Raw genomic sequence first — 22,597 nt, forward strand, 5'->3', positions numbered from 1 at the left:
CGGGAGCCGTCGACGGCTCCCGCCCACCTGGCGGTCGGTTGTCAGGCGTACGTCTCGAACTCGGCGACCCTCGGGGTACCGCTGGAGCTGGTGATCTCGAAGGTGACCTTGCTGAGCGAGGTCGAGGCGAAGCTGATCACACCGGCGGTGGTGCCGGAGGCGAGTACCGCGCCGTTGCCGTGGTTGATGACCCGCCAACCACGGATGTTGCCGACGGAGCCGGACGCCTCACGGATGTTGACCCGGGAGATCGTCTTGGCGGAGTCCCACTTGATCGAGATGGAACCCGTCGCGCCCGACGGCGACCAGGCGGTGCTCATGTTGCCGTCCCGGACGTCGCCGTAGCTGGTGCCGCTGGCCTTGCTGGAGCCGTCGGAGCCGGCACCGATGCTCAGGTTGGTGCCGCTCGGCGGGTTCGTCGGCCCGGGGGTGGGGCTGTTGGTCGGTCCCGGGGTGGGACTGGTCGGTCCGGGGGTGGGACTGGTCGTCGGGTTCGTCGGCGTGCAGTTGCCGTTCGACGTCCGGATGCCCTTGTTGGCGCCGGCCGTGTCCCGGACGATGTTCGGCACGCAGCTCGCCGCGTCCATCCGGTACGAGTAAGGGATGCTGACGCTGGTGTTGGACGTCGGGTTGGGGCCGGCGGGGTTGTTGTCGCCGCTCCGGGCCGACCAGGTGACGTTGTCGAAGGTGTTGCCGCTGACCTGCCAGTAGCCGGCCTCGCTGGTGTAGAACGTGCCGAGCACGTCCTTGGCGTTCTGGAAGTAGTTGTTCTCCACCTTGGCCTGCCCGCCGGCCCGCGAGTTGATGCCGGACTCGTTGATCCGCAGGTAGTGGTTGTTGTAGATGTGGGATACCCCGCCGCGCAGCAGGGGCGCCCGCGAGTCGATGTTCTCGTACAGGTTGTTGTGGAACGTGACGAAGCCGTTCGAGCGGTCGCTCTCGCTGGAGCCGATCAGGCCGCCACGACCCGAGTTGCGCAGGATGCTGTACGACAGCGTCACGTACTGGGTGTCGTTCTTCATGTCGAAGAGGCCGTCGAAGCCCTCCGACTCGCCGCCGGACGCCTCCAGGGTGACGTGGTCGACCCAGACGTTGCGGACGCCGCTCTCCATGCCGATCGCGTCACCGCCGTTGGAGGTGGGCGAGCCGGACTTCTTGACGTTCCGCACCGTCACGTTCTGGATGATGATGTTGCTGGCCTCGCGGATGTGGATGCCGAGCTGGTCGAAGACGGCACCGTTGCCCACCCCGAGGATGGTGACGTTGCTGATCTGCTTGAGCTCGATCACGTCGGCGGCGGTGTTGCAGCTCGACCCGGACACCTTGGTGGTGTTGCCGTGGTTGATGGTCCCCTCCACCTGGATGGTGATCGGGGTGCTGCTGCTGGCCCGGTTGCACAGGGCCGCGTGGATCTGGGTGCCGGTGGTGGCGCGTACCGTCTGACCGCCCGCGCCGCCGGTGGTGCCCCCGTTGCGGGTGGCGAAGCCGGTGGCGCTGCCGACGGCGGCCGACGCCTGGGGGGTCACCAGGGTCACGCAGACCGCGGCGCCCACGGCCGTCGCGGACAGCCCCGCGAGGAGTCGCAGTGCGACTGTTCGTCTCATTCCTTGCCTACCTTCCGTGCTATCGGTGGTGGTACTGCTACAGCCGGGTGTGGTCGCCGGGTCGCCTGAGGGACGGTCAGAGCGGCAGGCGGTCGGCACCGGCGAGTGGGCCGACGACGAGGGGCACCAGAGGTGCCGGGAGGACCGGACCGTGCCGCAGCGTCGGCGTCCAGCCGGCGTCGGGCGACAGGTCGGGGTCGTGTGCGGCGTTGTACGCGGCCACCAGGTCCACCGGGCGGGGTAGCTTGCCGGCCGCCTTCACCCAGTTGCCCCGGGTGGTGATCGCGGTGCCGCTCCAGTCGTAGAGCAGGTCGGCGGCGGTGATGCCGGCGCCGAGGGTGAAGTGGTTGTTCTCCGCGTACACGGCGGACTGCACGCCGACTCCGATGGCGTACTCGAAACCGTCGCCGGCCAGCCGGTACTGGTTGTTGTAGAGGTCGACCTGCCCGAAGCGGACCCGGGGCAGCCGCTGGAGACCCTCGTCGAACAGGTTGTGGTGCAGGGTGACGTTGAGCCGGCCGACGTCCGGGCCGACGGTGTTGGACGAGCCGATCAGCATCAGCTTGTCCCGCCCGTCGAACCGGTTCCAGGAGGCGGTGACCAGGCTCGCCGTGTGGGTGATGTCCAGCGCGCCGTCGTGCACCTGGTAGGGCCGTCCGAAGTGGATCGGCTGGCCGCTGTCGGGGTTGTCGCCGTCGGTGAACGTGTTGTGGTCGATCCAGACGTTCTCGCTGCGGCGTACCGAGACCAGGTCGTACTGGGAGTTCCAGTTGCCCGTCTCGCCGTCGGTGGGTGACCAGGCGGGGAAGCAGTCCCGGGCGTCGTCGAAGGTGATGTTGCGGACGATGACGTTGGACGCCCGGTCGATCATCAGGGTGAGGCCGGTCAGCCGGGCCCCGCGCAGCCCGACGATGGTGGTGTTCGACCCGACGTTGATCTGGGTCTGTCGGGTCTGGTTGGTCACCGACCGGACCCGGGCCTCCTCGACCGGCCCGTTCGGCGCGACCCGACCCCACACCGCCGGGTCGTACGCGGCCAGGTACGCCTCCAGCGAGTACCCGGGGTCGGCCAGGTCGGTGCAGTCGAGCAGCCGTCCGTCGGCGTCCTCGAACCCGTCGATCTCGCCCTTGACGTAAATGATCTTCGGGGTGGTGTTGGTCGCGTTGGTGGCGTTGTTCCCGCCGAGCGCGGCGACCAGGTCCTGGCGACTGTCGACCACGTGGACCTGGTCGGCGGTGGCGGTGGAGCCACCGGTGGTGCCCGGCCCGGCCGCCGCCCAGCCGTCGTTCGTCGGCAGCGCCTGTCGGCCGATCTGCCGGGCCAGCGCGGACAGGGTGTCCGCGCGGCCCGTCGGGCCGGGGTGTGCCGCCGCCGGGGTGGGCGCGGCGGTCAGGGTGAGAATGATCAATGCCGCACCGGCGGCAATTCTGCGCATCAGCTCGTCCCGTTCCCTCGTCGTTGTTTCTCTATGTGACGAAGGTTACGGTTGTGTTTTTATTGGGGTCAATATTAATGATGTGCAGTTTTGTTGCAGAAAATGCTTTCGGCCGACATCGTCCCGACCTGTCCCGGCCGGGAAACCGCTGGTCATCGCGGGGTGCTTGGTCCTGATCGGACCGGCGATGTTGCAGTGGCGTTGCGGTGTCCTCCTATTTTGCTCCGGTCGGATCGGTCCGCCATGGGGCGACCGCCCACGGCACACCCAGCTCGGTCGGCAACGCGCCGCTCTCGGCGGCCCGACGCAGCACGTCGTTGACGCCCGGAATGACTCGCACCCGCTGCGGCCCGTCACCGACCGTCTCCACCCAGCCGCCGCCGAGCAACGTCGGCTCGGGCGCCGCCTGGAGCGCGGTCAGCACCGCGGTGAACGGGGCGGTCCGGGCCAGCGGCGCGATCAACGGCACCCGGGGATCGGCGCGGTGGTCGAGCAGGTTCTCCAACAGGCCCCGCCGGCCGGGCACCTCGCGTGCCTGCGCCTCGCCGGGCAGCAGCAGGCGGTCGGTCGGGTATTCCAGCACGGCCCGTCCGGCGTCCCCGGTCACGATCACCTCGCCGGGGACGAAGTCCTCCCCGGCCAGCGTCACCGCGGCCACGATCGGCGGGCCGTGCCGCAGGCGTACCCGCAGCACGGCGGTGTCGTCGACCTCGATCGGCCGGACCCGGTAGCGCTCGACCTCCACGGCGGCGGGCTCCACCGGCCCACCGGTGACCGCCTCGGCCACGGCCAGGCACTGCATCACCGCGTGCGCCAGCGGGTTGGCCAGCGCCCCGTCGAGCACCGGTCGCCCGTCCAGCGTCCGTCGACCGGCCCACGGGGAGCGGGCGTAGTACGCGTCCGGACGCTGCCAGGCGGCGACGGTGGCGATGCCGGTGACCGTACCCAGTCGGCCGGCGCTCACCGCGTCGGTCAGCGCGGTCAGCGCGGCCGACCCGAGCGCCTGGAAGCCGACCTGCGCCACCCGGCCGGTGCTGACCAGCGCACCGGCCAACTCCTCGTGCTCGGCGGTGCAGAGCACCGGCGGCTTCTCCAACAGCAGGTCGGCGCCGGCGGTCAGCGCGTCCCGGGCGATCGGCAGGTGGGTGTGCGGCGGAGTGCAGATCACCACCACGTCCGGCGTGACGGCGGAGAGCATGGCGCGGTGGTCGGTGAAGACCCGGGCGTCGGAGGGTACCGGCGCGGCCGGCTCGTCCTCCAACGGCCGGGTGTCCACGAGCGCGACCAGCCGCAGTCGTCCGGCCTCGTGCAGCGGGCCGAGCACCCGCCGGTGCCAGCGCCCGTGCCCGTTCGCCCCGATCAGCGCGACCCGTGGCGCGGCTGTCGGCGCGGCGGGCGCCGGGGTGTTAGCAGGGGACCCCTGCTCTACCGCAGGCGTTAAGAAGGTGCCCTTCCTTTCACTCATGCGGCGCTGGCCAGGGTGGCGGGGACGCCGTGGCGGTGCAGGTCGGTCAGCCAGGCGGTGACGTCGGCGCGGACCTGCGCGTCGGCGGCAACCTCGGGCGGGACGACCTCGTCGAGGGCGAGGACCGCGTCGACGGCGCCGGCCGGGGTCTGCGGCGCGGCGGCCAGGGCGGTGCGGATCCGCTCGGCCAGCGGATCATCCAGCGGCAGCGCGCGCCCGTCGTCGGCGGTGCCCTGGGCGAACCGGATCCAGGCGGCCACGACCAGCGCCGCCCACCGGGCGGACCGGCCGGAGGCGCGCAGGTCGGCGATGGTGTGCAGGATCCGCTGGGGCAGCTTCTGCGACCCGTCCATCGCCACCTGGAGGGTGCGGTGCCGGATCGCCGGGTTGCCGAAGCGGGCCAGCACCTGCTCGCCGTAGTCGACCACGTCGATGCCGTCGGGCGGGGTGAAGCTGGCCGCCACGTCCTCGGCGATCAGCCGACGCAGCACCGTCGCCAGGTGCGGCAGGACGAGGGCGTCGGCGATCGTCTCGCACCCGGCGAGCGCACCGAGGTACGCGGCGGCCGAGTGCACGCCGTTGAGCCCGCGCAGCTTCAGCCGCTCCCACGGGCCGGCGTCGTCGCAGAGCACCGCACCGGCGCGGTCCCAGGCGGGCCGTCCGCCGGGGAAGTCGTCCTCGATCACCCACTGCGTGTACGGCTCGGCCGCCACCGCCGCCAGGTCCTCGACGCCGAGCGCCCGGCGGGCCGCCTCCAGGGTCTGCGCGGTGCTGGCCGGCACGATCCGGTCGACCATGGTGCCGGGGAAGCCGACCTGGTCCTGGACCCAGTCTAGCGCGGTCTGCCCGGCGCCCGCGTACACCAGGGCCTGGGTGACCAGGCCGCGCAGCCGGCGGCCGTTGGCGGGCAGGTTGTCGCAGCTCACCAGCGCGATCGGTCCGGCGTCGGCGGCGGCCCGGGCGAGCAGGCCGCGCACCAGCAGCCCTGGCACGGTGGCCGGTGGCCGGTCGCTGGTCAGGTCGGCGACCAACTCCGGATCAGGGCGCAGCGTCCCGGCCGCCGGGTCCAGTTGGTACGCCTTCTCGGTCACCGTCAGCGTCACCACCCGGATCGCCGGGTCGGCCAGCAACGCCACGATCGCGCCCGGGTCGGCGGCGGCCAGCCGGACGTCGGCCAGCGCCCCGATCACCCGGGTGTGCTCGTCGGCAGCGGAGAGCGTGCTCACGCTGAACAGGTTGTCCTGCGCGGTCAGCGTCCGCACCAGGTCGGCGTTGCGCGGCGCGACACCGACGATGCCCCAGTCGCCGCCGGCCGACGCGAGCGCCTGCTCGGTGTAGACGGCCTGGTGGGCGCGGTGGAACGCGCCGAGCCCGAGGTGCACCACGCCGGCCGGCACGGTGCCCGGGCGGACCAGTGGACGGGACTGCGCCGGCAGCCGGCGCAGGGCGCCCAGGTCCAGCCGGGACGCGCCCACGGTCACCGCCACGTCGGACCGTCCGGGAAGCGGAAGGCCGCGATCGACTCCGGACGCATGGTGGCGCTGTAGCCCGGCTCGGTCGGCAGCAGGTATCGCCCGTCGCGGGTGCGTACCGGGTCGACGAAGTGTTCGTGCAGGTGGTCGACGTACTCCACCATCCGGCCCTCCAGGCTGGTGCCCACCCGCAGGTAGTCGAAGATCGCCAGGTGCTGGACGTACTCGCAGAGCCCGACGCCGCCCGCGTGCGGGCAGATGGGTACGCCGAACTTGGCGGCCAGCAGGATCTCGGCGAGCACCTCGTTGACCCCGGCCACCCGGCAGGCGTCGATCTGCATCACGCCGATCGCCTCGGCCTGCAACAACTGCTTGAAGATGACCTTGTTGGCGGCCACCTCGCCGGTGGCGACCCGGCACCGGCCGCCGGTCAGCTCGGTCATCGCGCGGGCGATGCGGGCGTGACCCAGGACGTCGTCGGCGTGCGTCGGCTCCTCGATCCAGTACGGGTCGACCTCGGCCAGCGCCGTCATGTTGGTGATCGCCTCGTCGACGTCCCACACCTGGTTGGCGTCCATCATCAGCAGCGCGTCCGGGCCGATCTCGGCCCGGATGATCCGGGCCCGCCGCAGGTCGTCCTCGGGGGGACCGCCGACCTTCATCTTCATCGCCCGCCACCCCTGCGCGTACGCGTCCCGGGTCAGCGCCCGGACCTTGTCGTCGGGGTAGCCCAGCCAGCCCACCGAGGTGGTGTACGAGGGGAAGCCGTCCCGCTCCAGCAGGGCCAGCCGGTCGGCGAGCCCGTCGCGTCCCTTGTCCAGGATGGCGGCGGCGTCGTCCGGGGTGAGCGCGTCGGTGATGTGCCGGAAGTCGACGTTGGCCACCAGCTCCTCGGTGGACAGCTCGGCCAGGTAGCGCCACATCGGCTTGCCGGCGAGCTTGGCGCGCAGGTCCCACACCGCGTTGACCAGCGCGCCGGTGGCCATGTGGATGACCCCCTTCTCCGGGCCGAGCCAGCGCAACTGCACGTCGGCGACGAGCGAGCGCCAGAACGCCACCGGCTCGGCGGTGATCTCCTCCACCGTGCGTCCCCGCACGTGGTGGGCGAGGGCCTGCACGGCGGCGCAGGTGATCTCGTTGCCGCGACCGTTGGTGAAGGTGAACCCGGCGCCGGTCGGCCCGTCGTCGGTGCTCAGCTCCACGTAGGTGGCCGAGTAGTCGCCCCGGTTGATCGCGTCGGATCCGTCGCCGCTGGCGGCGGTCGGGAACCGTACGTCGTGCACGGTGACGTCGGTGATGGTCGTCATGCTTGCTTCTCTCCGAACTTGAAGACCTGCTTCGGCAGCCGGTACGCCAGGTCGACGATGGTCTCGGCGGCCTCGTCCATGGGCAGTCGGTGCTCGGCGACCAGCCGGGCCAGGAAACCGGCGTCGATGCGGCGGGCCACGTCGTGGCGGACCGGGATGGAACAGAACGCGCGGGTGTCGTCGACGAACCCGGCGGTGTTGTAGAAGCCGGCGGTCTCGGTGACCGTCTCGCGGAACCGGCGCAGCACCTCGGGGGAGTCCAGGAACCACCAGGGCGCGCCGAGCACCAGGGCGGCGTACCCGCCGGCCAGCGGCGCCAGTTCCCGGGTGAAGGTGTCCTCGTCCAGCGTGTAGAGCACCACCCGCAGCCGGGGGTCGTTGCCGTACGCGTCCAGCAGCGGGGCCAGCGCGTGCACGAACTCGGTGGCCTGCGGGACGTCGCCGCCCACGTCGCGTCCGTGCCGGGCGTGCAGCCACCGGTTGTGGTTGCGCACCGCGCCCGGGTGCAACTGCATGACCAGCCCGTCGTCCAGCGACATCCGGGCGAACTCCAGCAGCATGTGGGCCTGGAACGCCTCCGTGTCGCCCGGCTCGGCCCGGCCCCGGCGGGCCCGGTCGAACAGCGCCGCCGCGTCCGCGCCGAGGTCCAACGTGCGGGCGGTGAGGTGCCCGTGGTCCGACGAGGTGGCACCGGCGGCGATGAACGCCTCCCGGCGGGCGCGCAGCGCGGCCAGGTAGCCCTGGTACGTGCCGGTGTCCTCACCGGTGATCTCGCCGAGCCGGTCGACGTTGGCCGACCAGTCCTCGAACTCCAGGTCCACCACGTTGTCCGGCCGGAAGGTGGTGACCACCCGGCCACCCGGGCCGCCCCACCCGTCGGCGGCGAGCTTGGCGTGCCGGCTCAGGTCGTCCAGGGGCGACTCGGTGGTGGCCAGCACCTCGATGTTGAACCGTTCGAACAGCGCCCGGGGCCGGAAGTCCGGCTCGGCCAGGCGGGCGGCGAGTGCGTCGTACACCTCGTCGGCGGTCTGCGGCGACAGCCTGGTGTCCAGGCCGAAGACCTCGGTGAGGGTCTGCTCCAGCCAGAGCCGGGACGGGGTGCCCCGGAACAGGTGCCAGTGCTCGGCGAAGCGCCGCCAGATCCGCCGCCCGTCGATCTCCACCGGGCTGCCATCGCGGGTGGGCACGCCCAGCTCGGCCGGGAGCACCCCCTGGCTGAACAGCATCCGGGTCAGGTAGTGGTCGGGCACGATGAGCAGCCGGGACGGGTCGGGGAACGGCTCATCGTCGGCGAGCAGCCCCGGGTCGACGTGCCCGTGCGGCGAGATGACGGGCAGCCGCGCCACCAGCGCGTACAGCTCCCGGGCCAGGGCGCGTTGGCCGGGCTCGGCGGGTAACAGCAGGTCGGGACGGGTCGAGGTGGGCACGGGGTTCGGCTCCTGGGGTCGAGGTCAGTCGAGGGTGAGCAGGTCGGCGACCCGCACGGGGGCGCCGGTGTCGAAGGACCGGTTGGCGGCCAGGCCGGTGAGCAGGGCCAGCGCGCCGTCGCGGGCGCTGGCCGCGCGGTCCAGCGGATCGGGTACGCCGCCGAACAGCACCTGGGTCATCCGGGCGTCCGCCCCGCCGTGGCCGTGCCGGGTGTACCCGTCGACCTCGATGCGCTGGGGCGGGGACCAGAACGGGCGCAGGGTCAACGTGGCCTGACCGCCCTCGGCGGCGGCCTCGGTGCCGTGCAGGGCGGCGCCCTTGAGCGCACCGGCGGCGGCCGGGCTGACGAACTCGCTCTCGGTGACCTCCAGCTCCAGCCGGCCCCGGCTGCCGTTGACCATCACCCGGTAGCCCTCCCACGGGGCGTACGCGGTGAGGTGGTAGGTCATCGTCGCGCCGCTGGAGTAGGTGGCCAGCACCGCCATGTCGTCCTCGATGGTCACGCCGGGGGCGAAGACGTTGCGGTCGCGGTGGTAGCCGTCCTCGGCCTCGGCGTCGAGGTACAGCTCGCGCAGCCGGGGGTGCTCGGCCAGGCGCAGCGCGAACGGGTCGTCGGCGGCGGCGGGGGCGGCGTGCGCCCGGTCGTAGTCGCGGGCGTAGCCGTGCCGGCGGCCGTCGTCGCCGTAGAAGAACAGCCGGCCGGCCGCGTACACCTGCACCGGAGTGGCGTCCAGCCACCAGTTGACCAGGTCGAAGTGGTGGCTGGCCTTGTGCACCATCAGCCCGCCGGAGCTGGCCTTGTCGCGGTGCCAGCGCCGGAAGTAGTCGGCGCCGTGGCGTACGTCGAGCAGCCACTCGAAGTGCACCGAGCCGATCTCGCCGACCGCGCCCTCGGCGAGCAGCCGCCGCATCTGTTCGTGCAACGGGTTGTAGCGGTAGTTGAACGCCACCGTCACCCGTCGGCCGGTGCGGCGTACCGCGTCGAGGATGCGTTGGCAGCGGGGCGCGTCGGTGGTCATCGGCTTCTCGGTGACCACGTCGCAGCCGGCGTCCAGCGCGGCCACCACGTACTCGTCGTGGGTGACGTCGACCGAGGTCACCAGGACCACGTCGACGCGTTCCTTGGCCAGCATGGTGGTGAAGTCGTCGGCGTGGTAGGTCGGCAGCCAAGGGTGGCCCAGCTCGCCGAGCCAGCGGTTGTGGGCGTCCATCCGGGCCTGGTTGACGTCGGCGAACGCGACCAGTTCGGCGGTGTCCGCGTGGTCGCGGACCAGGGCCCGGACGAACATCTCGGCGCGGGCGCCGGTGCCGACCACGGCGTACCGGGCGCGCTTGCCGGGTTGCGGTGACACAGACCGATCCTCCTCGATCTTTGTGCAAACCTTTGCAGTGAAGTAACCACGATCGATCGGCCAGAGTCAACGAGCGGCCGAGAATCGGCGTCTTTTGACCACATTCGTGGGGTTTGGAGTGCATGGCAGGAGTCCGGCCGAAACAGAGCTGTAACCATGCGCCGTTGACAGTGGAGCAACCGTTTGCATTAATTGGCGGCACCGTGACCGCCGACACATCGATGAAGGGGGCCTGAGTGCCAGTCACCATCCGGGACGTCGCACGGGCCTCCGGCGTGCACATCTCCACCGTCTCCCGCACCTTCTCCGCACCACATCTGGTCAACCCGGAGACCCGGGTACGGGTGCTGGCCTGCGCCGAGGACCTGGGCTACCGGCCCAACCGCGCCGCCCGGGCCCTCATCACCGGCCGGACGCACAACATCGGCCTGATCATCGCCGACATCGCCAACCCGTTCTTCCCGCCGCTGATCAAGGCGGCGGAGAGCCAGGCCCGCCACCGCGACTACCACGTCTTCGTCGCCGACACGAACGAGGACGCCGCCGCGGAGGAGGAGCTGGTGCACGCCCTGGCCAAGCAGGTCGACGGGGTGCTGCTCTGCAGCCCCCGGATGAGCAACAGCCTGATCGAGCAGCTCAGCCGCGAGGTGCCGCTGGTCGTGGTCAACCGCCAACTGGCCGGTCTGCCCTGCGTCCTGATGGACGTCGGGCAGGGCGCGCGTACCGCCATCGAGCATCTCGCCGGCCTGGGCCACCGGCAGATCGCCCTGCTCGGAGGGCCGCGCGGCTCATGGACCAGCCGGGAGATCCGACGCGCCGCCAGCGCGGCGGCCCGAACCGCCGGCGCGGACCTGACCGTGCTCGGCCCCAACCCGCCCACCGAACACGGCGGCCTCGCCCAGGCGGAGCAGGTCCGCCGGGCCGGCGTCTCCGCCGTGCTCGCCTACAACGACCTGATCGCGATCGGGCTCCTGGAGGGGCTCGACGCACTCGGGGTCGGGGTGCCGCAGGAGGTCAGTGTCGTCGGCGTCGACGACATCACCCTGAGCCGGCTCACCCGCCCCAAGCTGACGACGGTGGCCACGCCGACCGCGGCCGCCGGCCGGACGGCCGTCGACATGTTGCTGCAACAAGACACCGATTTTCCGCGCACCGGGCGGGGCAGCGGTGCCGGGGCGACAGTCGGCGTCCGTCGTACCACCGCACAGGTAATGCTCCAGACCGAGTTGGTCATCCGCGACTCCACCGCGCCGGGACCATACGCCGGCCGGGAACGTCCCGGCGCCGCTGCCGTAGGCCCGGGCCCGCATCGCCGTGCGGACCCGGGCAACCCGATCGTGGCCGCCGGTGACGTCGTCGCCTCCTAACGCCAAGGAGTGAGCGCACATGCACCCCGCAACGCACCCCACCGCGAACGCGTCCGACGGGCGCACCTACCGTACCCCTCTGCTCCGCCGCCGGTTGCTGCGCGGCATGCTCGCCGCGGTCGTGGCCCTGCCGCTGGTCGGCGCGGCCGCCGCCTGCGGCGGTGACGACGCCGGCTCCGACGGCAAGGTCAAACTCTCCATCTTCTGGTGGGGCGGCGAGGCCCGGGCCGATCTCACCAACCAGGCCCTGGACCTCTACACCAAGAAGAACCCGGACGTCACGTTCGAGAAGGTCTGGCAGGCCAACCAGGGCTACTTCGACAAGCTGGCCACGCTGACCGCCGGCGGCAACCCGCCGGACATCTTCCAGATCGACGACAACTTCCTCGCCGAGTACGCCGCCCGCAACGCCACCCTGGACCTGAAGAAGTACACGGACTCCGGCGACCTGGACACCAGCAAGTTCCCGCCCAGCCTGCTCCAGTACGGCGAGGTCGACGGCAAGCTCGCCGGCCTGGCCGCCGGGGAGAACACCCAGGGCCTGGTCTACAACAAGACACTGCTGACCAAGAACGGGCTGCCCGAGCCGACCACCGGGATGAGCTGGGAGGAGCACATCGCCTGGGCCGAGCAGGTCAGCAAGAAGGCCGGTGTCCCCGGCACCCAGGACCCCAGCGCCGACTACAAGGCGTTCTGGGTCTGGCTGCGCCAGCAGGGCAAGGACCTCTACTCCGGCACCGACCTGGGCTTCACCGCCGAGGACGTGACCAAGTGGTTCGAGCTGTGGAAGGGCGCGCGGGACCGGGGCGCCACGCCCACCGCCGACATCATCCACGAGGGCAACGCCACCGACATCACCAAGCAGCTCGTGGTGACCGGTAAGTCGGGCACCTCCTGGGTCTGGGTCAACCAGATGCCGGAGCTGAAGAAGAACACCGCCGACGAGCTGGGCGTCATCGCGTACCCGGGTGACCCGAGCGCGCAGTGGGCCCGCGCCTCGATGTACTGGTCGGTCTTCCGCGGCAGCAAGAACGCCGACGTCGCGGTGGACGTGATCAACTTCCTGGCCAACGACCCGGAGGCGGTCAAGCTGCTCGGCACCGACCGGGGCCTGCCGTCCAACATGGACCTGCGTCGGGTGGTCAGCGACGACACCACCGACCCGGCGATGAAGCAGTCCATCGAGGTCGAGAACAAGCTGGCCGAGACGTTCGGTGAGGCGCCGCAGGTGCCGATCAAGGGCCACAGCAAGGTCCGCGCCGAACTGACCAAGGCCGCCGAGAACGCCCAGTACGGCCGGGCCACCCCCGCCGAGGCCGCGGCGCAGTTCGTCGAGGCCTGCAAGGCAGCGATCGCATCCTGACCCGCCGCGCTACCCCGGAGAGGAGCAGTTCGTGGCTCTGACCACGGCGCCCGACCCGACCCGCCGCGGTAGCGGATCCGTCCGGCCCGACGCCACCCGGCGTCGGTCCGGACGGATCCGGCACGCGGAAGGTCTGGCCGGTTACGTCTTCCTGTCGCCCTGGCTCATCGGTCTGATGGCCATCACGGCGATGCCCATGCTGTTGTCGCTCTACCTCAGCTTCACCAACTACGACATCCTCACCCCCTGGTCGGAGGTGGAGTGGGTCGGGCTGGCCAACTACGAACGGATGTTCACCAGCGATCCGTCGTGGTGGCACTCGGTCCGGGTCACGCTCAGCTTCGCCCTGATCGCCGTACCGCTGAAACTGGCCGCGGCCCTCGGGGTGGCGCTGCTGCTCAACCGGGCCTGGCGCGGAGTCGGGCTGTTCCGGGGTCTGTTCTATCTGCCGTCGCTGCTCGGCGGCAGCGTGGCGCTGGCCATCGTCTGGGTGAACATGTTCAACCGGGAGGGTGCGTTCAACTCCTTCCTGGCGCTGTTCGGCATCGAGGGCAAGCCCTGGGTCAACGACCCGGACTGGGCCCTGGAGACCCTGATGGTGCTGGCCATCTGGCAGTTCGGCGCACCGATGGTGATCTTCCTGGCCGGGCTCAAGCAGGTGCCGACCGAGCTGTACGAGGCCGCGTCGGTGGACGGCGCCGGCAAGTTCCGGAAGTTCGTCAACGTGACGCTGCCGATGCTCTCCCCGGTGATCTTCTTCAACCTGGTGCTGGAGACCATCAACGGTTTCCAGGGCTTCACCGCCGCGTTCGTGCTCAGCAACGGCACCGGCGGACCGGTCGACTCGACTCTGATGTACACGCTGAACCTCTACATCACCGGCTTCACCGACCTGGAGATGGGCTACGCCTCCGCGATGGCCTGGGTGTTCCTGATCGCCATCGCCCTGATCACGGTCGTCTTCTTCAGCACCGGCCGGTTCTGGGTGCACTACTCCGACGGGGAGGACCGCTGATGGTGGCGAGCACCGTGGCGCCACCCGTGGCGACCCGCCCGCAACGCCCGCGCAGCCGCTCCTGGTTGCGGCTGATCGTGCTGCTGGCCATCGTCGCGGTGGTGCTCTACCCGCTGATCTGGATGATCGGCACGTCGTTCAAGTCGCAGCAGGAGATCGTCAACAACATCGGGCTGCTGCCGGAGACGTTCACCCCGGGCAACTACACCAACGGGTGGACCAACTTCGACGTCAGCTTCGGCCGGTTCTTCTTCAACAGCGCCATGGTCAGCCTGCTGACCGTCGTCGGCAACGCGGTGAGCTGCCTGCTGGCCGCGTACGCCTTCGCCCGGCTGAAGTTCCGGCTGCGCGGGGTGTGGTTCGCCGTCATGATCGGCACCCTGCTGCTGCCGGGGCACGTGCTGATCGTGCCGCAGTACATCCTGTTCCGCAGCCTCGGCCTGGTCGGCGGCGACTGGCCGTACCTCCCACTGCTGATCCCGCAGTTCCTGGCCACCGAGGCGTTCTTCGTCTTCCTGATGGTGCAGTTCATGCGGAGCATTCCGCGCGAGCTGGACGAGGCCGCCCGGATCGACGGCGCCAACGCGTTCGGCATCTTCCGGTACGTCATCCTGCCGCTGAGCAGGCCCGCGCTGGTCACCACCGCGATCTTCTCGTTCATCTGGACCTGGAACGACTTCTTCCGGCAACTGGTCTTCCTGTCCAGCCTGAGTGACTACACGGTGCCGGTGGCGCTGACCCTGTTCATCGACTCCACCAGCCAGAGCGCGGTGGGACCGATGTTCGCCATGTCGGTGCTGTCCCTGCTGCCGGTCTTCGTGTTCTTCGTGGCCTTCCAACGGATGCTCGTCGAGGGGATCAACACCAGTGGACTCAAGGGCTGACGACGGCCACGACCGGCGCCCGCCGCGCCGCGACTGGCGGGACACCGTCCGCGACGCCGCCGACCTGGCGCTGGTCGGCATCCTGACGGTGCTCGCCTCGGTGCCGGTGGTGACCGCCGGTGCCGCGGTCGGCACCGCCAGCGCGGCCGTGCACGACTGGCTGGCCACCGGCAGTTGGCCGACGGCCCGGCAGACGTTCTCCCGGTTCGGCCGGGGACTGCTGCCGGGCCTGCCGGTGGCGCTGCTCGGGATCGCCGCCGTCGGCCTGCTCGCCGCCGACCTGGTGGCGCTGGCCACCGGTCGGGTGCCCGGCGGGGCGCTGGCGTTGAGCGTCACCACCGTCGTCGCGGCGGGCCTGCTCGGCTACGCCGCCGCGGTCGTGGTCGAGGTGGGCTCCACCGGCGGCACCGGCTGGCGGTCGGCCGCCAGCCGGGCCGCCCGGGCCTGCCTCGACCACCCCGCGCACTGGGCCGCGCTGGCCGGCACCACCGTGGTCGCCGCGCTGCTCGGCGTGCTGGTCACCCCGGTCGCGGTGCCGATCCTCGCCGGGTACGCGCTGGCCGCGGTGCACGCCGTTGCCCGCCGCCGGCCGGTCGCCGAGGCGGAGCTGTCGTGACCGCCGCCGACCCGGTCGCCGGTACGCCCGCCACCGACACCGATCCGCACCTGGTCGTCGCCGGCACACCGGTCGCCCGGTACGTGCTCGCGCCCGACCTCGACGCCAAGCACGGGCCCCGGCCCTACCTGCACCCGGTACGCACGCTGGCCGGCGTGCCGGTGACCGACGCGCTCCCGGCCGACCACGTCTGGCACCTGGGCGCCTCGCTGGCCGTGCAGGACGTCGACGGCACCAACCTCTGGGGCGGACGCACCTACGTCCGCGACGTCGGCTATACCTGGCGCGCCGACCACGGCCGGATCGTGCACGCCGGGTGGGAGCACCGCTCACCCGGCCGGCTCGACCACCGGCTGCACTGGTGCGATCCGTCCGGCGCGGTGCTGCTCACCGAGCGGCGCACCCTGACCGCCTCGGCACTGCCCGGCCACCCGGGCTCGACGCCCGGAGCGGGCCGCGACGGTGCCTGGCTGCTGGAGGTGACCAGCACCCTCACCGCTCCCGCCGACCGGGACGTGACGCTTGGCAGCCCGGCCACCAACGGCCGCCCCGGCGGGGCCGGCTACGGCGGGTTCTTCTGGCGGGCGGTGGCGGACGGGCCACCCGAGGTGTTCACCGCCGAGCGGGACGGTGAGGAGACGGTCAACGGCTGCGACGAGCCGTGGGTGGCGATGCGGGCACGGGCGCCGGGCGGGCCGGCGTACACCCTGGTGTTCAGCGGTCTCGGGCCGGGCGACCGGTGGTTCGTGCGGACCACCATGTACCCGGGGGTCTGCGTGGCGTTCGCGTTCGAGGAGACCACGACGATCCCGGCCGGCACCAGCCGGCACGGCCGCTATCGGGTCGTCGTGGCGGACGGGGCGGTGGACCGCGCCACCGCCGCCGCGCTGATCGGCGCTGCGCCCTAGGGGCACCCGCTCAGCCGGCGCCCAGGCAGACGAACGCGGCCGCGGTGGCGCGGGCGGTGCTGTCGCCGGTGGCGACGAACGCCTGCTGGGCGTCGGCGAGCGCCGAGGCCGGGCGGGCGCCCGCCCACATCCGTCGGTGCAGGTCCACCATCAGCGCGGTGGTGGGCTCGGCGGGCACCGGCAGGACGGTGGCGATCAGGCACCGGGTGCCCAGGGCCAGCAGCACCGCGGCGAAACCCATGATCTCGTCGCCGGGGCGTACGTCGGTCAGACCCGACTCGCAGGCGGAGAGCACCACGCAGCCGGGTGGCCGGGCGACCCGCTCCCACTCGTAGGCGAACAGCGGCCCGTCGGCCAGCTCCAGCGTGGAGAACTGGGGATTGTCGGCGCGGAAGGTGCCGTGGGCCGCGATGTGCACCATCCCGGCGCCGTCCAGCGCGGCGGTCAGTGCACCGGCGGTGGCGTCCGGCCCGACGAGCGGCCGGGCGCCCGGCAACACCTCGGCGAGCCGTTGCACCTCGGCCCGTCCGGCGGCCAGGCGCGGCCCACTGGCCAGCACGGGCGGGCCCGCCCACGTGGTCCGCCGGTCCGCCTGGAGCCAGGCCGTCGCCGAGGGGGCGACCGTGACGGCGCGTCCGGCGCAGGTGGGCAACCCGGCCCACGCCACCGAGTGCAGGACACCGACCGGGACGATCACCAGGGGCCGGTCGCCGAGGCGGGGCCGCAACGGATCGAAGAGCTGACTGTCGAGCGCCGCCGCGGCGTGGGCGGCCCCGACCCGTGCGGCGGTCGGATCCCCGCCGACGATCAGTCGGCGCAGCCCGAACCGGTGCCATCGGGCCAGCCTCGCCGCCTCGGCGAGCGGCCCGAGGTCGTGCAGGCTGGCCCGGCCGTCGCGGACCAACACCGCCTTGAGCCGGTCGCCGTGGGCCACGAGTTCGACCAGGACGCGGGAGCCGAGCCGGTCGGCCAGTCGGCGTACGCCGGGCGGGGTGGTCACCCCGGCCGCGCCGGGCACCCGCCGGGCCAGGTCCCGGATGCGCTGTTCGAGTCGGGTCTGCCGACCGCGCAGGGCGCGTACCGGACGTCCGGCCAGGACCGCGTCCTCCAGGAGACCGCTGACGAGCCGCAGTTCGGCCAGCGCCACGACCAGGTCGGGATCGTCGGGCGGCAGGGCGGGCCGCATGCGCAGCGCGTTGGCCCGCCACCGCTCGGCCCAGGCGAGGACCTGTGCCGGCGCGCTGGCCCGGATCGCGATGTCCAGACCCTCGGCCGCCAGTTCCTGCCCGTACGCCCCGCTGCTGGCCCGCAGTTCGGTGGCGCCGAGCGAGGTCCGGTGCCGGTCGAGCACGCCCAGTCCACGGCGGAGCGCGCGGGCCGCACCCGCCTCGTCACCGCCCAGCCGGCGCGACAGCGCCAGGGCGTACCAGCCCTGGGCGCGTCGCGGGGCGGTGCCCCGGGTCCGCGCGCGGGCGGCGACGGTGAACATGGCCAGGGCACGGTCGGGACGACCCACCGCGCTGGCCAGGAGGCCCGCGTCGATGCGGGTGACCAGCGCGGGGTCGGCCCACCCCGTGCCGTCGAGCTGGTCGGCGGTCCGCGTCATCGCCGTGAGCAGGGCCGGGGTCCGGGTGCCCCGGCGGGCCTCGGCGCGTAGCTCGACGTGCCGGGCGAACGCGGCCCAGGTGCGGCGGCCCTGCCGCCGGAACCGGCTCCGGGCGGCGGCCGCGGCCTCGGCGGCGGCGGCCAGATCACCGGCGAGCAGCGCGGCCCGCGCCTGGGCGAGCAGCGCCTCGGCCAGGTCGGAGGCCATGCCACGGCGGCGCAGTTCCTGGATCGCCACGGCGGCGACCTGCACCGCCTCGTCGACCAGAGGCACCGACAGCAGCAACTCGAAACGGTCCAGCAGCAGCGCCGGCCGGGGCACGGCGAGGCGTCGGTACTCCTCGCCGACGGCGGCGAAACAGCGCAGCGCCGCCGCGATGTCGCCGCGTCGTCCGGCCGCGATCCCGCTGTTCCAACGGGCGTCGGCCGCCGCGAGGTCCAGGCCGAGCCGGTCGAAGGCGGTCGCCGCCCGGGAGAGGTCGTCGGCACCGCCGGTGGTGCCCCGGTGGGCGTTGAGCAGGCCCCGGTTGTTGCGGGCGCGCGCCTCCAGCAGGAGGTCGCCTTCGCGTTGGGCGATGTCGATGGCGAGGCCGTAGTCCCGCACCGCCTCGTCGTACCTGCCGCGGTAGTGCAGCACCACCCCCCGTTGCATCCGGCCGCGACCGGCGTCGGCTCCGGTCAGGTCGGGCAGCGCGGCGGTGACGGCCCGCAGCGCCGCCGCGGTGTGCCCCGAACTGGCCAGGACGTACCCGAGACTCATCCGGGCCAGCGCCCGGGTCCGGGCCGTGCCCGCGCTCCGCACCGCCCGACGGAGGTGGCGCCGGGCGCCGGACAGGTCGTTGAGTTCGCGCAGCGCCAGACCGATGGCGCGGTCGGCGGTCGAGCGCTCGTCGTCGTCGGTCCCGGCGGCGAGCACCCGTTCGGCGATCATGATCGCGTCACTGGGGCGGCGCTGGACGGCGTCGAGTGCCGCCTGAGCGGTATCGGCGCCGCCGGTGGTGCGGTCGGGCACCGGCGGAGAGTTCACCACCCGATGAGTATCGTCGATGTCCCGCCGAGTGGTCGACAGGTGACGGTGAGTATGCGCTTGGCATTGACATGCGCCGATCGACGGGAAGAATTGACCGGAGACCGGGAATCCGCCGCACCACCACCAGTGACGTGCCGCCTCCCGAGTCGTCTGGGGGAGGACCCTTGCTGCCCGACCGTCCCATGGCACCACCCGTCAGCACCCGGCTGTCCCGACGGCGCCTCCTGGCGGTGTCCGCACTGGCCACCGTGGCGGCGCCACTGGCCTCCACCGCGCGGCCGGCGTCGGCACTCGGCGACGACAGCGCCGCCGACGACAAGGCGTACCAGCTCGCGTTCGCCGAGATGCTCGACGCCGACCGCAACGTGCGGCGGTACGCCGTACCGGGCCGGGAGATGCTGTACCGGCCCCGGCAGTTGCTCACCGCTCCCGCCGACGCCCAGCGGGTCGCGGCCTGGCTCAGGGCCAGCGGCAACCCGGTGACGTTCGGCGTCGGCTTCGCCGGTGTCGCCCGGCTGGTGTTCGCCGGGGAGGCCGACATCCCCACGCTCGTGACGAAGCTGCGCGACCCCCGACAGTGGCCCGGAGCGCCGGTGCCCGTGGTCCAACCGCACCACGTCCTGCTCGGCCTCGGCAACATCATGGGCAACCCGGGCGGGCCGCCCCGGACACTGGCCGCACTGCCGCCGCCGGACCCGGCCCGGCTTGCCGAGGGCGCGGGGGTGACGGTCGGGATCTGCGACACCGGCATCTGCCGGCAGGCCGGCAGCCGACACCCGCAGTGGCTCGGCGGCGCGTACCTGCCGGAGGTCGACGACGAGGACCCGCTCTACGTGCACACCGACGTGCTCGCCCCGCAGGGCGGTCACGGCACGTTCGTCGCCGGGGTGGTGCGGCAGGCCGCCCCGGGCGTACGCCTCGACCCCGAGACGGCGCTGGCGCCCACCGGGGTCGGGGACGAGTCGATGCTGGTGGCCGCCCTGAGCCGACTCTCGGCCGAGGTGTCGGTGGTGAACCTCTCCCTGGGCGGCTTCACCCTCGACGACCAGCCCTCGTTGCCGCTGGCCAACGCGCTGGCGGCGATGCCGCAGACGACGGCGGTGGTGGCGGCGGCCGGCAACGCCGGTGTCGACCGTCCGGTCTGGCCGGCCGCGCTGGACCGCGTGCTCGCGGTCGGGGCCGTCGAGACGGGTGCCGCAGGTGCGGTGGTGCCGACGGACTACAGCGGCCGGGGGCCATGGGTCGACGCCTGCGCCCTCGGCCGCCGGGACAGCACGTACGTCGAGGGGCGGCTGCCGTTGCCCGGACGACCGACCCGGCTGTTCCACCGGTACGCCACCTGGGCCGGCACGTCGTTCGCCACCGCACATGTCGCCGGCCGACTCGCCGCCCTGATGAGCGCGGGTGGCCTGAGCGCCGACGCGGCCCGGTTGGCCCTGCTCGCGTCGCCGCGCTGGCACCCCGACTACGGCGTGCTCGTCACGTGAGCGGCGCAGCGGAGCCACCGAGCGGTGCCGTGGTGGCCGACCGGAGCGTCCGCGTCCTGGTCGCCGCCGCCGCCGACGGGGACGAGTCGGCCTGGGCCGAGCTGGTGCGCCGGTACACCCCGCTGGTGTACTCGGTGATCCGGTCGCACGACCTGAGCGGCGCCGACGCGGCGGATGTCAACCAGACCGTGTGGCTGCGCCTGGTGGAGCACCTGAAGCAGGTCCGCGAACCGGAGGCACTGGCGGCCTGGCTGGCCGTCACCACCCGGCGGGAGTGCTACCGGATGTCCCGCCTCGTCCGGCGGACCCAACCCGTCGACCCGTCCGACGGTGCGCTCGATGCCTACCACGGGACCTGGGCGGACGCCGCGCCGCCGGACGAGGACCTGCTGCGGGCGGAACGGCGGCAGGCGCTGCGGGAGGGCTTCGCCCAGCTACCGCCCCGGTGCCAGGAACTGCTCGCCCTGCTGATCGCCGAGCCGCCGCCGAGTTACCGGCAGGTCTCCGACCGGTTGGGCGTACCGGTCGGCAGCATCGGCCCGACCCAGGCCCGCTGCCTGCGGAGGCTGCGGGGCTGCGAGGCGCTGGCGCCGTACCTCGGGCCGTGCCCGGACGCCGGACGGCAGGGGGGTGAACGCGATGGAGCCGTGGCCGCCGGTCGATGACGACAGGTTGACGGCTGAACTGGTCGCCGCGCTCTGGGACTCCGCGGGAGTGCCCGAGGACCATCTGGCGGCGGCGCGGGCGGCGTTCGCCGAACGGACGACGGACACCGAGCTGGTCCTGGCCGAGCTGACCTTCGACTCGGCGCTGGCGGAGCCGGCCGGGCTCACCCGCTCGTCCGGTTCGGCGCGGAGCCTGTGCTTCCGGGGCGACGGGATCGTCCTGGAGATCGAGGTGAGCGACGCCGGCATCGTCGGCCAGTGCTCGCCGGCCGGTCGTGGCCGGGTCAGCGCCCGGACCGTGAGCGGGATCTACGACGAGGCCACGGTCGACGCGGTGGGGCTCTTCTCGCTCGGCGTGCCGCCGACCGGCCCGGTGCAGCTTCGCGCCTACAGCGGCGAGTACGCGGTGGCCACCGACTGGGTCTGCCTGCGCTGACGTCACGAGGGTCGTGGGCCCCCTCGACCCACGACCCCCGCGACGCGGTGCGAGCTAGCCCTGTCTGCCGGTGCTGATCAGGTACTGCACACCGCCGAGGTCGGTCGACCGGGCCCCGCTGCTGTCCGGGCCGAACTGGGTCACGGTGAAGGAGATCTCCCGCTGGCTGTCCGCCGCAGCGGAGAAGAGCAGCGAGAACTCCGCCCGCTCACCGGGGTTCAGCGCCAGGTTGCCCAGACTGGCCTTGGTGGGCTCCACGATCTCCACCTGGGTCCGGCCGACCGCCCGGACGCCGGTGCCGACCGCACCCCCGGCCCGCCAGCGCTCGAAGAGGTCCGGGCCGAGATCGACGACGACCCGGCCGCCGATCGCCTGGAGCGGCTCGGCCGCCGCGAAGACGACCTCGTTCCGGGACGGTACGGTCAGCGAGTTGCCGATGGCGAAGGGCCGCACGACCGACGGTCCGCCCGCGGTGAGCCGGACCGAGTCGACGTTGCGCCACGCGATGTTGTTGTTGTACCGGGTGTTCGTGCTGATGTCCGGGCCCTCGAAGGTCATCGGGTCGGTCGCGGACACCCAGCGGGCGAGCAGGCAGAAGTGACCCGGCCCGGGGACTCCGGTCCACGGGATGGTGACCGTCGTGACGCCCGCGAAGGCGACCACGTTGGCCGCGCCGATCTGGGTCCAGTGGGTCGGCCAGACCGCGCCGCCCCCCGGCGTGGTCCGGTAGACGCGGAGCACCCCGCTGCTGCCGCCCGAGCCGTACGGGCCGGGGTTGCGCAGCTTGATGAAGAGGTAGTTGGTGACGCCGACGATCGGGTTCTGGCTGACGGCGCACTCGACGGCGGTGGGGCAGACCTTGATGTCGGGGCTGGCCCAGAGCGGGTTCAGCGCGTGCGGCTCGACTCCGACGTCGGCGGCGGTGTCCTTGATGTAGACGTCGGTACGGGCCGCTGCGGCGGCCGCCGGGACCGCCTCGACCGGTACCGCCGCAGCGGCGGTGACGGCCAGCAGCCCGGTCAGCACCGCGGCGGTGAGCCCGACCACCACGGCACCGCGTACCCGTCTTCCTGCACTGCTCATGACACGTTCTCCTATCGAAGGAGCGTGCGCCGGTCACGGTGGGTGTCCGTACCGTTTCGGCGCGATGACGTAGTT

At 72.5% G+C, this 22,597-nt stretch carries 18 protein-coding genes; 9 read left to right on the top strand and 9 right to left on the bottom strand.

The genetic code is table 11. The features are described from left to right. Window positions 1-41 precede the first annotated feature (41 nt). The 7 genes from ABT008_RS17110 to ABT008_RS17140 all read right to left on the bottom strand — a co-directional run bounded on the left by ABT008_RS17110 (window position 42) and on the right by ABT008_RS17140 (window position 10,063). Window positions 42-1,604, bottom strand: coding sequence for a pectate lyase family protein (locus ABT008_RS17110; RefSeq protein ID WP_350697193.1), 1,563 nt, complete (start codon window positions 1,602-1,604; stop codon window positions 42-44). Window positions 1,605-1,680: 76 nt separating this feature from the next. Next, window positions 1,681-3,039 (bottom strand): pectate lyase family protein, encoded by a 1,359-nt coding sequence (locus ABT008_RS17115; RefSeq protein ID WP_350697194.1) that lies wholly within the window; start codon window positions 3,037-3,039, stop codon window positions 1,681-1,683. 214 nt (window positions 3,040-3,253) lie between these two features. Then, window positions 3,254-4,504: a Gfo/Idh/MocA family protein gene (locus tag ABT008_RS17120; protein WP_350697195.1), complete on the bottom strand. Its 1,251-nt coding sequence runs from the start codon at window positions 4,502-4,504 to the stop codon at window positions 3,254-3,256. Continuing rightward, window positions 4,501-5,991 carry a mannitol dehydrogenase family protein gene (locus ABT008_RS17125; protein ID WP_350697196.1) on the bottom strand — a complete coding sequence of 497 codons (1,491 nt, stop codon included), beginning with the start codon at window positions 5,989-5,991 and terminating at the stop codon, window positions 4,501-4,503. The genes ABT008_RS17120 and ABT008_RS17125 overlap by 4 nt, the downstream gene beginning before the upstream one ends. Then, window positions 5,982-7,283, bottom strand: a complete 1,302-nt coding sequence (locus tag ABT008_RS17130; RefSeq protein WP_350697197.1) for an enolase C-terminal domain-like protein — start codon at window positions 7,281-7,283, stop codon at window positions 5,982-5,984. The genes ABT008_RS17125 and ABT008_RS17130 overlap by 10 nt, the downstream gene beginning before the upstream one ends. After that, a complete protein-coding gene (uxaC, locus tag ABT008_RS17135) occupies window positions 7,280-8,710 on the bottom strand; it encodes a glucuronate isomerase (RefSeq protein WP_350697198.1) in 1,431 nt (476 codons plus the stop codon). The genes ABT008_RS17130 and uxaC overlap by 4 nt, the downstream gene beginning before the upstream one ends. A gap of 24 nt (window positions 8,711-8,734) precedes the next feature. After that, the gene (locus ABT008_RS17140) at window positions 8,735-10,063 is read right to left on the bottom strand and encodes a Gfo/Idh/MocA family protein (protein ID WP_350697199.1); all 1,329 of its coding nucleotides are present in this window, start codon (window positions 10,061-10,063) and stop codon (window positions 8,735-8,737) included. A gap of 236 nt (window positions 10,064-10,299) precedes the next feature. On the opposite strand from ABT008_RS17140, the gene ABT008_RS17145 reads away from it, so the two are divergent. Genes ABT008_RS17145 through ABT008_RS17170 form a run of 6 tightly spaced genes read left to right on the top strand, consistent with a single transcriptional unit; the run spans window position 10,300 to window position 16,216 of the window. Next, the gene (locus ABT008_RS17145; RefSeq protein WP_350697200.1) at window positions 10,300-11,430 is read left to right on the top strand and encodes a LacI family DNA-binding transcriptional regulator; all 1,131 of its coding nucleotides are present in this window, start codon (window positions 10,300-10,302) and stop codon (window positions 11,428-11,430) included. A gap of 19 nt (window positions 11,431-11,449) precedes the next feature. After that, entirely contained in the window at window positions 11,450-12,793 is a 1,344-nt protein-coding gene (locus ABT008_RS17150) for an ABC transporter substrate-binding protein (protein ID WP_350697201.1), read from the top strand. Between the two features lie 31 nt (window positions 12,794-12,824). After that, window positions 12,825-13,808, top strand: a complete 984-nt coding sequence (locus tag ABT008_RS17155; protein WP_350697202.1) for a carbohydrate ABC transporter permease — start codon at window positions 12,825-12,827, stop codon at window positions 13,806-13,808. After that, complete coding sequence (locus ABT008_RS17160; protein ID WP_350697203.1) at window positions 13,808-14,692, top strand: carbohydrate ABC transporter permease; 885 nt, start codon at window positions 13,808-13,810, stop codon at window positions 14,690-14,692. Before ABT008_RS17155 ends, ABT008_RS17160 begins: the two co-directional genes overlap by 1 nt. Further along, a complete protein-coding gene (locus tag ABT008_RS17165; RefSeq protein ID WP_350697204.1) occupies window positions 14,676-15,308 on the top strand; it encodes a hypothetical protein in 633 nt (210 codons plus the stop codon). The genes ABT008_RS17160 and ABT008_RS17165 overlap by 17 nt, the downstream gene beginning before the upstream one ends. Beyond that, a complete protein-coding gene (locus tag ABT008_RS17170) occupies window positions 15,305-16,216 on the top strand; it encodes a DUF6807 domain-containing protein (protein ID WP_350697205.1) in 912 nt (303 codons plus the stop codon). Before ABT008_RS17165 ends, ABT008_RS17170 begins: the two co-directional genes overlap by 4 nt. Window positions 16,217-16,226: 10 nt before the next feature. Here the strand turns inward: ABT008_RS17170 and ABT008_RS17175 are convergent, their stop codons facing one another. Next, a complete protein-coding gene (locus ABT008_RS17175; RefSeq protein ID WP_350697206.1) occupies window positions 16,227-18,851 on the bottom strand; it encodes a CHAT domain-containing protein in 2,625 nt (874 codons plus the stop codon). A 182-nt stretch (window positions 18,852-19,033) separates the two neighbouring features. Between ABT008_RS17175 and ABT008_RS17180 the strand changes: the two genes are divergently transcribed. From ABT008_RS17180 to ABT008_RS17190, 3 genes are read left to right on the top strand one after another with little or no spacing between them, the layout of a single operon-like run. After that, entirely contained in the window at window positions 19,034-20,338 is a 1,305-nt protein-coding gene (locus tag ABT008_RS17180) for a S8 family peptidase (RefSeq protein ID WP_350697207.1), read from the top strand. Then, window positions 20,335-21,003 carry an RNA polymerase sigma factor gene (locus ABT008_RS17185; protein ID WP_350697208.1) on the top strand — a complete coding sequence of 223 codons (669 nt, stop codon included), beginning with the start codon at window positions 20,335-20,337 and terminating at the stop codon, window positions 21,001-21,003. Before ABT008_RS17180 ends, ABT008_RS17185 begins: the two co-directional genes overlap by 4 nt. After that, on the top strand, window positions 20,978-21,439 hold the full coding sequence (locus ABT008_RS17190; RefSeq protein ID WP_350697209.1) for a hypothetical protein: 462 nt from the start codon (window positions 20,978-20,980) through the stop codon (window positions 21,437-21,439). Before ABT008_RS17185 ends, ABT008_RS17190 begins: the two co-directional genes overlap by 26 nt. Before the next feature lie 54 nt (window positions 21,440-21,493). Here ABT008_RS17190 and ABT008_RS17195 read toward each other — a convergent pair whose 3' ends face one another. Further along, complete coding sequence (locus tag ABT008_RS17195) at window positions 21,494-22,522, bottom strand: hypothetical protein (RefSeq protein WP_350697210.1); 1,029 nt, start codon at window positions 22,520-22,522, stop codon at window positions 21,494-21,496. Window positions 22,523-22,597 lie beyond the last annotated feature (75 nt).

This window comes from Micromonospora sp. NPDC002389 (assembly GCF_040296095.1).
Taxonomy (GTDB): Bacteria; Actinomycetota; Actinomycetes; order Mycobacteriales; family Micromonosporaceae; genus Micromonospora.

Bases quoted from the DNA above. Each gene is read 5' to 3' on its own strand.
- ABT008_RS17110 (WP_350697193.1), bottom strand. From the start codon at position 1,604: ATGAGACGAACAGTCGCACTGCGACTCCTCGCGGGGCTGTCCGCGACG.
- ABT008_RS17115 (WP_350697194.1), bottom strand. From the start codon at position 3,039: ATGCGCAGAATTGCCGCCGGTGCGGCATTGATCATTCTCACCCTGACC.
- ABT008_RS17120 (WP_350697195.1), bottom strand. From the start codon at position 4,504: ATGAGTGAAAGGAAGGGCACCTTCTTAACGCCTGCGGTAGAGCAGGGG.
- ABT008_RS17130 (WP_350697197.1), bottom strand. From the start codon at position 7,283: ATGACGACCATCACCGACGTCACCGTGCACGACGTACGGTTCCCGACC.
- ABT008_RS17150 (WP_350697201.1), top strand. From the start codon at position 11,450: ATGCACCCCGCAACGCACCCCACCGCGAACGCGTCCGACGGGCGCACC.
- ABT008_RS17160 (WP_350697203.1), top strand. From the start codon at position 13,808: ATGGTGGCGAGCACCGTGGCGCCACCCGTGGCGACCCGCCCGCAACGC.
- ABT008_RS17180 (WP_350697207.1), top strand. From the start codon at position 19,034: ATGGCACCACCCGTCAGCACCCGGCTGTCCCGACGGCGCCTCCTGGCG.
- ABT008_RS17190 (WP_350697209.1), top strand. From the start codon at position 20,978: ATGGAGCCGTGGCCGCCGGTCGATGACGACAGGTTGACGGCTGAACTG.
- ABT008_RS17195 (WP_350697210.1), bottom strand. From the start codon at position 22,522: ATGAGCAGTGCAGGAAGACGGGTACGCGGTGCCGTGGTGGTCGGGCTC.